The sequence below is a fragment of the Monashia sp. HAY1-2A genome (assembly GCF_056755315.1).
The window spans coordinates 19634-32784 of record NZ_JBNDHY010000037.1 but is presented as its reverse complement, the minus strand read 5'-3'; the positions used below and the strand labels follow the sequence as shown (position 1 = coordinate 32784).

12 protein-coding genes are annotated in these 13151 nt (G+C 72.7%); 2 read left to right on the top strand and 10 right to left on the bottom strand.

Features of this window, described 5'->3' with window-relative positions:
* The first annotated feature begins 76 nt into the window (after positions 1 to 76).
* Complete coding sequence (locus ACPYOM_RS07830; protein ID WP_481345526.1) at positions 77 to 1012, top strand: 5'-3' exonuclease; 936 nt, start codon at positions 77 to 79, stop codon at positions 1010 to 1012.
* Between the two features lie 75 nt (positions 1013 to 1087).
* Here ACPYOM_RS07830 and ACPYOM_RS07825 read toward each other — a convergent pair whose 3' ends face one another.
* The 7 genes from ACPYOM_RS07825 to ACPYOM_RS07795 all read right to left on the bottom strand — a co-directional run bounded on the left by ACPYOM_RS07825 (position 1088) and on the right by ACPYOM_RS07795 (position 8707).
* On the bottom strand, positions 1088 to 1288 hold the full coding sequence (locus tag ACPYOM_RS07825) for a cold-shock protein (protein WP_481341194.1): 201 nt from the start codon (positions 1286 to 1288) through the stop codon (positions 1088 to 1090).
* 242 nt (positions 1289 to 1530) lie between these two features.
* A complete protein-coding gene (locus ACPYOM_RS07820) occupies positions 1531 to 4359 on the bottom strand; it encodes a DEAD/DEAH box helicase (RefSeq protein WP_481345525.1) in 2829 nt (942 codons plus the stop codon).
* Entirely contained in the window at positions 4356 to 5270 is a 915-nt protein-coding gene (locus tag ACPYOM_RS07815; RefSeq protein ID WP_481345524.1) for a diacylglycerol/lipid kinase family protein, read from the bottom strand. Before ACPYOM_RS07815 ends, ACPYOM_RS07820 begins: the two co-directional genes overlap by 4 nt.
* A gap of 9 nt (positions 5271 to 5279) precedes the next feature.
* Positions 5280 to 6086 (bottom strand): twin-arginine translocase subunit TatC, encoded by an 807-nt coding sequence (tatC, locus tag ACPYOM_RS07810; protein ID WP_481341191.1) that lies wholly within the window; start codon positions 6084 to 6086, stop codon positions 5280 to 5282.
* Positions 6087 to 6140: 54 nt separating this feature from the next.
* The gene (gene tatA / locus ACPYOM_RS07805) at positions 6141 to 6527 is read right to left on the bottom strand and encodes a Sec-independent protein translocase subunit TatA (RefSeq protein WP_481341190.1); all 387 of its coding nucleotides are present in this window, start codon (positions 6525 to 6527) and stop codon (positions 6141 to 6143) included.
* A gap of 150 nt (positions 6528 to 6677) precedes the next feature.
* On the bottom strand, positions 6678 to 7670 hold the full coding sequence (locus tag ACPYOM_RS07800) for a helix-turn-helix transcriptional regulator (protein WP_481345523.1): 993 nt from the start codon (positions 7668 to 7670) through the stop codon (positions 6678 to 6680).
* A complete protein-coding gene (locus ACPYOM_RS07795) occupies positions 7667 to 8707 on the bottom strand; it encodes a helix-turn-helix transcriptional regulator (RefSeq protein WP_481345522.1) in 1041 nt (346 codons plus the stop codon). The genes ACPYOM_RS07800 and ACPYOM_RS07795 overlap by 4 nt, the downstream gene beginning before the upstream one ends.
* A 76-nt stretch (positions 8708 to 8783) precedes the next feature.
* Here ACPYOM_RS07795 and ACPYOM_RS07790 point away from each other — a divergent pair, with 76 nt between their 5' ends.
* Positions 8784 to 9899: a DUF3866 family protein gene (locus tag ACPYOM_RS07790; protein ID WP_481345521.1), complete on the top strand. Its 1116-nt coding sequence runs from the start codon at positions 8784 to 8786 to the stop codon at positions 9897 to 9899.
* Between the two features lie 150 nt (positions 9900 to 10049).
* Here ACPYOM_RS07790 and ACPYOM_RS07785 read toward each other — a convergent pair whose 3' ends face one another.
* The 3 genes from ACPYOM_RS07785 to pafA all read right to left on the bottom strand — a co-directional run bounded on the left by ACPYOM_RS07785 (position 10050) and on the right by pafA (position 13102).
* The gene (locus ACPYOM_RS07785) at positions 10050 to 10436 is read right to left on the bottom strand and encodes an FKBP-type peptidyl-prolyl cis-trans isomerase (RefSeq protein ID WP_481341186.1); all 387 of its coding nucleotides are present in this window, start codon (positions 10434 to 10436) and stop codon (positions 10050 to 10052) included.
* A 130-nt stretch (positions 10437 to 10566) separates the two neighbouring features.
* Positions 10567 to 11577, bottom strand: coding sequence for an FKBP-type peptidyl-prolyl cis-trans isomerase (locus tag ACPYOM_RS07780; protein ID WP_481345520.1), 1011 nt, complete (start codon positions 11575 to 11577; stop codon positions 10567 to 10569).
* Between the two features lie 133 nt (positions 11578 to 11710).
* A complete protein-coding gene (gene pafA / locus ACPYOM_RS07775) occupies positions 11711 to 13102 on the bottom strand; it encodes a Pup--protein ligase (protein ID WP_481341184.1) in 1392 nt (463 codons plus the stop codon).
* Positions 13103 to 13151 lie beyond the last annotated feature (49 nt).

Genomic DNA, 13151 nt, shown 5'->3' with positions numbered 1-13151 from the left:
GGGTGGTGTGCAGAGGACTCTCGTATCCCCCCCCCCCCCCCCATTCCCCCCCCTCGCACACCGCTAGTCTCGGCGCATGGCGTCTCCGCGGCTCATGCTCCTCGACTCGGCCTCGCTGTACTTCCGGGCCTTCTTCGGCGTTCCCGAGGTGATCGGCCCGAGCGGCACCCCGACCAACGCGGTTCGCGGACTCCTCGACATGATCGCCTCCCTCGTCGAGCGCGCCCACCCCACCCACCTGGCCGCCTGCTGGGACAACGACTGGCGGCCGGCCTTCCGCGTCGCGGCCATCCCGTCGTACAAGGCGCACCGCGTGGCCGCCCGCGGCGAGAACGAGCTGAACGGCGAGGAGGCGCCCGAGGCCCTCACCGTCCAGGTGCCGATCATCGTCGACGCCCTGCGCGCCCTCGGCCTGGCCCGCGTCGGAGTCGACGGGCACGAGGCCGACGACGTCATCGGCACGCTGGCCACCACATGGTCCGGGCGGATGCCCATCGACATCGTCACCGGCGACCGCGACCTGTTCCAGCTCGTCGACGACGCCAACGGCGTGCGCGTCGTCTACACCGCCCGGGGCGGGGTCCGCGCCCCCGACTTCGTCGACCAGGCGTTCATCGCCGAGAAGTACGGCGTCGCGAACGGACGCGCCTACGCCGACATGGCGGCCCTGCGGGGCGACACGAGCGACGGCCTGCCGGGCGTCGCCGGCATCGGTGAGAAGACGGCCGCCAAGCTCATCACGACCTACGGGACGCTGGAGGGGCTGCGCGCGGCGATCGACGGGGGCGACCCAGCGCTCAAGGGCGCCCAGCGGGCCAGGCTCGAGGCCGCCGGCCAGTACCTCGACGCCGCGCCACGCGTGGTCGAGGTGGTCCGCGACGCCCCGCTGCCCGACGTCGACCTCGCCCTGCCGACCGCGGTCGCCGACCCCGCGCTGATGTCGCGCCTGGCCCTCGAGCACGGCCTGACGTCGTCCTTCGACCGCGTCGTCACCGCCCTCGGCATCCGCTGACCCGGGCTCCGGTACGCGAAGAGGTCGGTCCCGGACGGGACCGACCTCCTCGTGACGGCCCGACGGGCCGCGGCGTCAGAGAGCGCGGACGCGCATCGCCTGCGGGCCCTTGGGGCCCTGCTCGACGTCGAACTCGACGGCCTGGTTCTCCTCGAGGCTCCGGTAGCCGTTGCCGGTGATCTCGGAGTAGTGGACGAAGACGTCCGGGCCCTCGGTCGGAGCGATGAAGCCGAAGCCCTTCTCCGCGTTGAACCACTTGACAGTTCCCTGTGCCATGTCTGGCTCCTTCAGGTTGGAGGTCGGAGCCGCTCGGACGAGGGCTCCGTGTCGCCACAAACGCACGACCCCAGAGACCTGAGATGAGGCGCGCTCGCTGTTCGGTCCTTGCGAGCGTGCGAGCACAGCACCAAAAACGTCGACGGTCCCACCAGCCTAGCCGACGGCACCGGCAGACGACGACTCGACAGCGGGCCGGGTGCCGCTCCCCCGCCTCGGCGAGACCATGCGGGCGGCGGGCGTCAGTCGATGCGGTCGGCGGCCACGACGCCGCGGAGCACGCCGTCGGACGCGCGTCGCGCGGTCTCCTGCAGGACCGGGTCACCGGCGTCTGTGAGCTGCCCGAGCAGGTCGACGACCTGCTTGCACCGGCGGACGAAGTCGCCTGCGGCGAGGTCGGTGCCGCGCAGGACGTCCTCGAGCCGCTGGCCGCTCGCCCACCGGTGGACCGCCCACGCGATGCCCGCGTCCGGCATGGCCGTGCGGGGCAGCGCGAGGGCGCCCTCGGCGTCCTCGAGGTCGGACCAGATGCGCACCATGCGGTCGTAGGCCTCGCGAACCTCGTCGTTGGGCCATCGCGGTGCGAGTCCACCGTCCTCGCGCCGCGGCTCGTGCACGAGCGTCGACACGACCGCGGCGAGCGACGGCGGGTCGAGCCGACGCCACAGGCCCTCGCGCAGCGACTCGGCGGCGAGGAGGTCCTTCTCGGTGTAGAGGCGGCCCAGCCGGTCGCCGTCACCGGTGACCCGCGTCCCGCCGTCGGCGAGGTAGCCCATCTCGCCGAGCAGGTCGCAGATGCGGTCGAAGGTCTTGGCCACCGAGTTGGTCCGGCCATCGATCTTGCGCTGCAGACCCTCGGTCTCGCGCCTGAGGCGGAAGTACCGCTCGGCCCACCGCGCGTGCTGCTCGCGGTCCGGGCACCGGTGGCAGGGGTGGTGCCGCAGCGCCCGCAGCAGCTCCTCGATGCGGGCGTCCGTCGGGTCCTGGGACGGCTCGGACCCGCCGCGCCGGGGCGGGTCGTACGGGACGGTGGCGCGCAGGGTCGCGGCGAGGTCACGGCGCGCCTTAGGGTTCTTGGCGTTGAACTGCTTGGGAACCCGCATCGTGCCCAGGGGCTCGATGGGCGTCGGCACGTCGTGCAGGGTCAGGCGACGCAGGTGGTGGTCCTCGGTGACGACAGAGGGCGAGGCGGGGTCACCCTTGCCGCCACGGTTCGGCATGACGACGACGGCCAGGCCCGTGTGCCGGCCCGCGGGGATACGGACGATGTCGCCGATCTTGAGGCTCTCCAGCGAGATCGCGGCGGCTGCCCGCATGGAGGCGGACCTGCGCTTGGCGCCCTCCTTCTCCAGGCTGCGGATCTCCTCGCGCATGGCGGCGTACTCGGTGAAGTCGCCGAGGTGGCAGGCCATCGACTCGGCGTACCCGGCGAGCGCCTCCTCGTTGCGGCGGACCGTGCGCACGAACCCGACGACCGCGCGGTCGGCCTGGAACTGGGCGAACGAGGTCTCGAGGACAGTTCGGGCGGTGTCGCGGCCGAACTGGCGCACGAGGTTGACCGCCATGTTGTACGTGGGCCGGAAGCTCGAGCGCAGCGGGTAGGTGCGGGTCGAGGCGAGACCGGCGACGGCCGCCGGGTCGAGGCCGCGGTTCCACAGCACGACCGCATGGCCCTCGATGTCGATGCCGCGGCGCCCGGCACGACCCGTCAGCTGGGTGTACTCGGCCGGCGAGATGTCGACGTGGTTCTCCCCGTTGAACTTGACCAGTCGCTCGAGGACGACGGTCCTGGCCGGCATGTTGATCCCCAGGGCGAGCGTCTCGGTGGCGAACACGGCCCGGATGCGGCCCTGCGTGAACAGCTCCTCGACGACCTCGCGGAAGGTCGGGAGCATGCCGGCGTGGTGGGCAGCGAAGCCGCGCGAGATGCCGTCGACGAAGTCCCAGTAGCCGAGCACCGAGAGGTCCTCGTCGGCCAGCCCCGCGACGCGCTCCTCGACGACGCGGCGGTTGCGCTCGCCGTCGGCCTCGGGGATGAGACGCAGGCCCCCGGCCAGCAGCTGCCCGACCGCGGCCTCGCAGCCGGCCCGGCTGAAGATGAAGGTGATCGCCGGCAGCAGACCCTCGCGCTCGAGGCGGGTCACGACCTCCGCGCGCGTGGCACCTCCGCCCGGCCGGCCACCCCGGGCGAACCCGTTGCCGCCCTCGCCACCGCCCGGCCCCCGTCCGTTGCCGCGCCGTCCCCGGCCGGCCCAGTCGTCGCGTCCGTCGCGCCCGTTGCGGCCACCTCTTCCCGGGCGCCCCTTGGCGCGGCCGCCCCGGTTGCTGACCCAGTGGCTGTCCCAGGCGCCGCGCTGCTCGGTGCCGCGGATGGCGTGGACGAGGTCGGGGTTGACCCCCACCTCGACGGTGGGGCCCGACGCGGACACCTCCTCCTCGACGAAGAGGTCGAAGAGGGTCTGGCCGACCATCATGTGCTGCCACAGCGGCACCGGGCGGTGCTCGGACACGATGACCTCGGTGTCCCCGCGGACCTCGCCGAGCCACGCGCCGAACTCCTCGGCGTTGCTCACGGTGGCCGACAGCGAGACGACGCTGACGTCCGCCGGCAGGTGGATGATGACCTCCTCCCACACGGCACCCCGGAACCGGTCCGCCAGGTAGTGGACCTCGTCCATGACGACCCAGCCCAGCCCGCGCAGCGTCGCGGACCCGGCGTACATCATGTTGCGCAGCACCTCGGTGGTCATGACCACGACGGGTGCCTCACCGTTGACCGACGAGTCGCCGGTGAGCAGCCCGACCTTGTCGGCGCCGTAGCGCCGGACGAGGTCGGCGTACTTCTGGTTGGACAGCGCCTTGATCGGCGTCGTGTAGAACGCCTTGCGGCCGGTGGCGAGGGCCAGGTGGACGGCGAACTCGCCCACGACGGTCTTGCCCGCGCCGGTGGGGGCCGCCACGAGGACACCGCGTCCCTCCTCGACGGCTCGGCACGCCTCGGTCTGGAAGTCGTCGAGCGGGAAGTCCAGCTCGGACGTGAACGCCGCGAGCTGCGGCCAGGTCGGGATCACGCCGCCTCCCCTACCCGCGGCCCGGCCACGACGACCGCCAGGGCGCCGGGCACCACCTCGATCTCGACGGGCAGGTCGGCGAACGCCTCGCCGTCGGCCTGCGACGGGATCCCGGACGCTTCGAGGCGGATGCGACGGCCACGCAGCAGCTGCACGGCCGGATGGGTGACGTGCCGGCCCGAGTACACGGAGGGGAAGACGCGCAGGAACGCCGGGACCGACAGCTCGTGGACGACCATGACGTCGAGCAGCCCGTCGGCGACGTCGGCGTCCGGGCTCACCTTCATGCCGCCGCCGAAGGAGGTCGTGTTGGCCACGGTCACCAACATGGCACGCGTCTGGATGTGCTGCCCGTCGACGTCCACGACGTAGGGGATCGCCCGGAAGACGGCCAGCTCGAGCAGCACGGCGAGGGTGTAGCGCAGCTGTCCCCTCGGCCACGTCATGCGCCGCGCGCGCTCGTTGACGACCGCGTCGAACCCGGCCCCGAGGACGCCGCCGAACCATCGCTCCCCCGCGACGCCGTGACTGGCCCGGCCGAGGTCGACGTGTCGCGTCCGACCGCTGACGAGCAGGTCCACCGCGGTCACAGGGTCGCGTACCGGCAGACCCAGGTTGCGCGCGAAGTCGTTCCCGGTGCCTGCGGCGACGACGGCGAGCCGGGTCGACGAGGCAGCGCACAGGTTGACGCCGAGGTGGACCATGCCGTCACCTCCGACGACGACGAGGGTGTCGACGCCGTCCGCCACGGCCTGCAGGGCCCGGGCCCGCGCCTGCCCGTAGTCGGGGCCGGACACCTCGGTGACGTCGTGGCCCGCGGCGAGGAGCAGCCGACGCGTCTGCTCCCCGAGGGCGGCGCCGGCCCCCTTGCCGGACGTGGGGTTGACGACGAGGGCGACGCGGTCGGGCACAGCCGAACGCTACAGGGCGGAGGCCTGGTCGTCCGCGACCTCCAGCCAGTCCGGCCGGTCGGCCTCCTTGCGCCGGTCGAAGAGGAAGGCCAGCCCCACGGACGCGAAGTAGAGCGCGATCATCGGCGTGGCGAGGAAGAGCATCGTGTACGCGTCGGGCGTGGGGGTCATGACCGCGGCGAAGACGAAGATGATCATGACCGCGGGCCGCCAGCCCTTGAGCATCGTGCGCGCCGGCAGCACCCCGACGAGGTTGAGCGCCACGAGGAAGACGGGTAGCAGGAACGCGCACCCGAAGGCGACGATGAACTTGAGGACGAAGTTGAGGTACTGCGAGCCGTCCTGGAGGTTGTAGGCGCCCTCGGGCGTGAACCCGAGCAGCACCGCGACGGCCTTGGGCACCATGACGAACGCGAAGAAGCACCCGGTGAGGAACAGCGGCACCGCGGCGACGACGAACAGCCGCGCGACGAGCCGCTCCTTCTTCGTCAGGCCGGGGACGATGAAGCCCCAGATCTGCATGAGCCACACCGGCGAGGCCAGGATGAGACCGACGAACAGCGACGTCGTCAGCTGCAGGGCGAAGGCGTCGGTCATCCCGGCGAAGTTGATGTTGACGACGCTGTGCCGTTCGGCCGCGAGGTCCTTGAGCGGCTTGGTCAGGGCGTCGATGACCCGCTCGTAGTAGATCCACCCGACGACGCCGCCGACGACGATCGCCGTCGCGCTGATGACGAGGCGGTTGCGCAACTCACGGAGGTGGTCGCCGAGGGACATCCGCCCCTCGGGGTTGCGCTTGCGGAGCAGCGATGGCATTCAGGGCCGCCGGAACGGGACGGGCTCGAACAGGGTGCTGGCGCCGAACACCGCTCAGAGCGTCGTGTCGCGGCGGACGTCGGAGGTCGCGTCCGGCGTGCTGGCCGCACCCGCGCCGCCCGCGGGGCTCGTGGTGCCGCCCCCCGAGGCGGCCCGGAGTCGGTCGGCCTCGGCGCGGGCCTCGGCGGCGCGTCGCTCGGCCTCGGCCAGCCGGGCCTCGGCGGCGCGTCGCTCGGCGTCGGCGTCGACGGCCTCACCCGGGACGGTGGTCCGGGAGGCCTCGCTGGACTTGCCGTCCTTCTTCAGCTCGTCGACCTCCGACTTGAAGACGCGCGCCGACCGGCCGAGGCTGCGGGCCATGTCGGGGAGCTTCTTCCATCCGAACAGGGCGATGAGCACGATCGCGATGATGATGAGTTCGGGGGCACCCAGGTTGGGCATGGTGTCTACTCCTCGTCGAAGGCCGGCCCGCGTGATCGGGCCGTCAGGCGCAGCATCGGCGCTGCAGGTGACCAGCATACGTGCGCGGCGCGGACGCCGACCCGTCGACGCAGGTGTGCCCACGATGTGGGCCCGCTCCGGACCGCAGCCTCAGCCTGGGGTCTCGTAGCCGGCCAGCGCGGCGCGGGCCTCCTCGGCGACGGCGTCGGCGAGCCCCGACGGCGACACGACGCGCACGTCGCCGCCGAGCCGGAGCACGAGCCGCTGCACGAGCGCAGGGTCGGCGACCTTGAGCGTGACGCGCAGCGAGCCGTCGGGGAGGCGCTCGACGCCCTCGTTCGGGTAGTAGTCGGCGATCCAGGCCGCCCACCGGGTCGCCTCGAGGACGACCGTGAGGTCGTTCTCGCCCGGGACGAACACGTCGTCGAGGTCGCGGGGCCGTGCCTGCTCGGGCGGCGTGCCGTCGACGTCGAGGACCTCGACCGACTCGATGCGGTCGAGCCGGAAGAGGCGCACGGCCTCGGCCCGGTGGCACCAGCCCTCGACGTACCACTGGGCGTCGAGGTTGACGATGCGCATGATGTCGACGTCGCGCTCGGTGCTCTCGTCGCGCGTCGCGACGTAGTACCGCAGGTGGACGCGCCGGCCGCGGGCGAACGCGTCCTTGAGCGGGGCCATCGCCTCGTGCTGGCTGCCGTCGTCGAGGTCGAGCGCGATGCGGCCCGCCGGGTCACCGGCCGTCGTCGCGACCGCGCGGCGCAGCTTGTCGAGGGTCCGCTCGGCGACGTCCGACCCGACGATGCTCGACCCGAGGGCCTGCAGGCCGGCGGTCAGCGTGATGGCCTCGTCGCGCGTCAGGCGCATCGGCGCGGCGATGTCGTCGGCGTTGTCCAGGTAGATGTGGCCGCTGTCCCAGTCGGCGTCGATGAGCTCCGAGTGGCCGTAGCCGGGCGTGCCGCAGAGGAACAGAAGCTGGAGGTCGTCGACGACCTGCTCCTCGGTGACCCCGAACTCGTCGGCGGCCTCGGAGATCGGCACGCCGCGGTGCTGCAGCAACCACGGCACCATGTCGAGCAGGCGGCCCAGGCGCTGCGTGGCGGTCTCCGGGGGGCGGCGGGCGGTCGTCCGTCGGGTGTCGGTCATCGCTGGTCCCCCTGGTTCGCCACATCCGCCAGGTCGCCGAGCGCCGCGTCCCGGGTCCGTGCGCCGGTGCGCCCATTGGCCGCGGCGGCCGCCCTGAGCGTGGCCCGGACCGCGTCGACGAGCTCGGGCGGCGACACGGCGACGGCGTCGGCACCGAGGGCGACGACGTCACGGTCGGTGACGCCGCGGCGGTAGGGCACCTCGACCTCGTCCCAGCGTCCGCCGAGCTCGGTGGTCCGTTCGGCGTGCCGGCGCAGCGTGTGGCCCCGGCCGGTGCGCAGCCGCACCACCGCGGTGCCCTCCGGTTCGGCCGGCTGCCCCTCGAGGGCCACCTCGGGCACGTGGTCGGGGGGGACGGTGTAGGAGCCGGCTCTGCCCTTGCGGCGCACCGGACCCTCGACCCGGCTGAGCCGGAAGGCGCGCTCGTCCGCGCGGTCGACGTCGAACCCGGTCAGGTACCAGCGGCCGTGCCAGTTCTTCAGCGCCCAGGGCTGGACGTGCCGGGTCGTCACCGAGCCGTCGTTCTTGCGGTAGTCGAAGACGATCGGCTGCAGGGCCGTGAGGGCGGCGTGCACCGCCTCGAACGCCGGCTCCTTGGTGCGGATCCGCGGCTCGACGCCGGCGGCCACGGACTCGTCGATCTCGACGCCGGCCAGCCGCAGCTTGCGAAGCCCCGCGGACGCGGCCCCGGAGATGCTCGCCGTCGACCACGCGCGAGCCGCCAGCGCGAGGGCAGCGACCTCGTCCGGCTCGAAGGCGATCGCCGGCAGCGAGGTCTCGCCGGAGTCGATGCGGTACCCGACCTCGTCGTCGAAGAGGACGTCGATGACGGTCGTCGTGATGGGGATGCCCATCTCGCGCAGCTCGTCCTTGTCGCGCTCGAACATCCGGTCGAACGCCTCGTCGGAGCTCGCCTGGGCGTACGCAGGCAGGGACTCGCGGATCCGCTGCTTCGACACCGGCCGGCGGGCGGACTTGAGCGCGAGGATGAGGTTGAGCAGCCGTTCGGTCTTCTCGGCCGAGGCGGACGCGGACATCGTCGACCTTTCGTGTGAGCGGCTGGGCGGCGGGCAGTCCGACGCTACCCGAACATGCGATCGATAGGGTTCACCCATGATCCAGTGGCGCCGGGGTGTCGTGGCGCACGTCCGGGCCCGCTGGGCGGGGGCGGTCGAGTACGCGGTCCGGCTCGACTCCGGCGAGGAGGTCCGGGCCCTCGGCTACGCCGACACCGTGGGCGTCCTCGGGCCCGGCACCGGTGTCCTGCTCAACACGACCGCCCTCGAGCGGGGCCTCGGCACGGGCGGGCTCGCTCTCGTCGTCGCGGCGCCCGACACGCTGCCCGCACCGGTCGACGACGTGCGAGGCGTGCCCGGGCACCTCGTCAAGGCCCGCTACACCCCGAGCCAGACGATGGTGCTCGGCGTCGACGAGCAGGACAGCCCCCACCACGCCCTGCTGCGCGACGCGGACGACCTCGCGGGGCTGCCCGTCGTCGTCGCCGACCTGCACTCCAGCCTGCCGGCCGTGCTCGCGGGCCTGCGCGAGACCGACCGGACGCTGCGCGTCGCCTACGTCATGACCGACGGCGGTGCGCTCCCCCTCGACTTCTCCCGCACCGTGGCGGGCCTGCGCGAGGCGGGCTGGCTCGCCGCGTCGGTCACGGTGGGGCAGGCCTGGGGCGGCGACCTCGAGGCCGTCAACGTCCACAGCGGGCTGCTGGCGGCAAGGCTCGTCGCCGGGGCCGACGTCGTCGTGGTCGCCCAGGGCCCGGGCAACCTCGGCTCCGGCACCCGGTGGGGCTTCTCCGGCACGTCCGCCGGCGAGGCCGTCAACGCGACCGGCACCCTCGGCGGGCGCCCGGTGTGTGCCCTCCGGATCTCCGAGGCCGACCCCCGCGAGCGCCACGTCGGGATCTCCCACCACAGCCGCACCGCCTACGGACGCGTCGCCCTCGTGCCCGCGGACGTCGCCATCCCGCTCCTCGGCGGGGTCTTCGGCGAGCGGGTGCGTGCCGAAGCGCGCGACCTGTGCGGCGCGTCCGGCGGGCGGCTCACGGCCCACGAGGTCCCCGTGGACGGGCTCGAGGAGGTCCTGCGCCGGACGCCGGTGCCGCTGCGCACCATGGGCCGCGGCTACGACGACGACCGCGCCGGCTTCCTCGCCGCGGCCGTCGCAGGACGCTACGCCGCCGGTCTGGCGGTTCGGCGCGCGTCACGCCTGGGCTGACGAGCGATGCGAGCGCAGCGAGCGAGCCGAGGAGGGAAGGCGGGACATGAGCCGAGCGCCTTCCCTCACGCACTGTCCCGGTTCCCGGGGCAGTACGTGAGCGCGCCGCACCCCACACGAGCGGAGCGAGCCAGTGTCACCGAGCCAGTGTTATCGCACGTCGTCGAGGTCGACGACGAAGATCAGCGTCTCGCCCGGCGCGATGGCGGCGCCCGCGCCGCGCTCGCCGTAGGCCAGGTGGGCCGGGATCGTCAGCCTGCGCCGTCCCCCGACCTTCATGCCCTGGATGCCCTTGTCCCAGCCGGGGATGACCATGCCGACGCCGAGACGGAAGTCGAGCGGCGCGCCACGGTTCCACGACGAGTCGAACTCCTCCCCCGTCGAGTGCGCGACGCCGACGTAGTGGGCGCTGACCGTGTCACCGGCCCTGGCCTCGCGGCCCTGCCCCTCGATGAGGTCCTCGACGACGAGGTCGGCCGGCGGCTCGCCCTCGGGGAAGTCGATCTCCGGCTTGGTGCGGTCGGGGTCGAGTGCCATGCTGCGTTCCTCTTCCTCAGGTGTCGTGTCGTGTCGTATCGGTCGGTCGTCCAGTGTGTCAGCCGGGCGGGCCGTCGCCGGGCGGGCCGTCGCCGGGCGGGCCGTCGCCGGGCCTGCCCGGTGGTAGCCCTCAGTAGGCGTCGAGGATGTCGACGACGAAGACGAGGGTGTCGGTCCCCGAGATCTTCGGCGGCGCGCCGGCCTTGCCGTAGCCGTCGGCGGGCGGGATGACGACGAGGACCCGGCTGCCGACCTTCTTGCCGACGAGCGCCTTGTCCCAGCCGGGGATGACCGCGCCGACGCCGATCGGGAAGTCGGCCGCCTGGCCGCGCTGCCACGAGGAGTCGAAGACGCTGCCGTCCTTCCAGAGCACGCCGTGGTACTGCGCGGCGATCGTCTGGCCCTTCCTGACGACCGGGCCGCTGCCCTCGACCAGCGTCGCCTGCTGCAGCGTCGTGGGCGCCGCCGTCTTCGGGACCGTGACCTTGGGCTCCTTGGCGGTGCCGCTCGGGAAGGCCACCGTCGGCAGGCCGGCCGGGCTGGCCGCCTGCGTGCCATCGATCTTCGTCGGGCTCTGGTGCACGTCGGAGATGTCGGCGACGACGACGATCGTGTCGGTGCCCGAGACGCCGAGCTGCTGGTTGCCGGCCGACCCGAAACCCTTGGCCGGCGGGATGGTGAAGGCGATGCGGCCACCCTTCGTGGCGCCGACGAGCCCCTCGGTGAACCCCGCGACGATGTCGGTGCGCCCGAGGCGGTAGCCCTCCACGGGCCGGCCCTTGGCATAGCCGTCGTCGAGCAGCTTCCCGCTCGTCCCGTTGTAGATGCGGGCGCGCAGCAGGACGGTGTCCGACCTTGTCGCGGCCGCGCCGGTGCCCGGCGTCAGGACCTTGTGCTCGACGGTCGTGCTCTTGATCGGCGTCGCGCCGAGGCTGACCTTGGGAGCGGTCTTGAGGTCGACGGGGCCGGTGGCCGTGACGCCCTTGAGGGCGACCGACGCGGCGCTCGTCGACGCGGTGCTCGTCGACGCGGTGCTCTGCCCGCCGCCGCCGGACTGCGAGCCGCACGCGGTCAGGGTGGTGGCGCCCAGGGCGAGGGCGAGGACGGCGGCGGTACGGGCCGCGTGTCGGTGGGAACGCACAGGGGTGTCTTCCGTTCGGGTCTGGCGGTAGGTCTGCGGGGCAGGTGCCGGTCGGAGGGGCGGCAAACCCGGCCACTGTAACGCCGCCCGCTGGGCCGCGCCCACAGCGTCCTGACAGGTCGGTGTGCCCGCCTCAGAGCGGCCGCTGCACCACCGGGGAGCGCTCGATGGTCTCCATGAGCCGCTCGACCCGCTCGTCGACGGACCGGAAGGGGTCCTTGCAGAGCACCGTGCGCTGGGCCTGGTCGTTGAGCTTGAGGTGGACCCAGTCGACGGTGAAGTCGCGCCCATGGGCCTGGGCGGCCCGGATGAAGTCGCCGCGCAGCTTGGCGCGGGTCGTCTGCGGCGGGCGCACCTTGGCCTCGAACACCTCGACGTCGGAGGCGACGCGGGCCGCCCGACCGTGGCGCTGCAGCAGGTAGTGCAGGCCGCGGCGTCGGTTGATGTCGTGGTAGGCGAGGTCGAGCTGCTGGATGCGGGCGTCGCCGAGGCCGAGGCCGTGCTTGGCCCGGTACCGCTCGATGAGCCGGTACTTGATGACCCAGTCGATCTCGGTCTCGATGGCACCGAGGTCGCCGGCACCGATCGCGTCGAGGGCGCGTCCCCACAGCTCGAGGACCTGCTTCGTGTCGGCGCTGTCCATGCCCTCGCGCTCGACGAACTCGACGGCCTTGTCGAGGTACTCCCGCTGCATGTCGAGGGCCGACAGCTCGCGGCCGTTGGCGAGGCGCACCGTGGCGCGGCCCGTCGGGTCGTGGCTCATGGTGCGGATCGCCCGGATCGGGTTCTCCATCGACAGGTCGCGCATGACGACGCCGGCCTCGATCATCCGCAGCACGAGGTCGGCGCTGCCGACCTTGAGCAGGTTGGTCGTCTCGGACATGTTCGCGTCGCCGACGATGACGTGCAGGCGGCGGTAGCGCTCGGCGTCGGCATGCGGCTCGTCGCGGGTGTTGATGATGGGTCGGCTGCGCGTTGTCGCCGACGACACGCCCTCCCAGATGTGGTCTGCGCGCTGGCTCACCGCGAACGACGCGCCGTGGGCCGTGGCGACGACCTTGCCGGCGCCGCACGTGATCTGCCGGCTGATGAGGAACGGGATGAACATGTCGGAGACGCGCTGGAAGTCGCCCGTGCGACCGAACAGGTAGTTCTCGTGGCAGCCGTAGGAGTTGCCGGCCGAGTCGGTGTTGTTCTTGAAGACGAAGATCTCGCCCTCGACGCCGTCGTCGTGCAGCCGGCTCTGGGCGTCCTCGACGAGGCCCTCGAGGATGCGCTCGCCCGCCTTGTCCTGGATGACGAGCTCGCGGACCGAGTCGCACTCGGCCGTCGCGTACTCCGGGTGCGAGCCGACGTCGAGGTACAGGCGGGCGCCGTTGCCGAGGAAGACGTTGCTCGAGCGACCCCACGCCACGACCCGTCGGAACAGGTAGCGCGCGACCTCGTCCGGCGTGAGCCGCCGCTGGCCCTGCGTCGTGCAGGTGACGCCGTACTCGTTCTCGATCCCGAAGATCCGCCGCTCCATGCACCAACTCTAGGCACCCAGTTCCGCCCCCGGCGTAGGACAGGCCGCG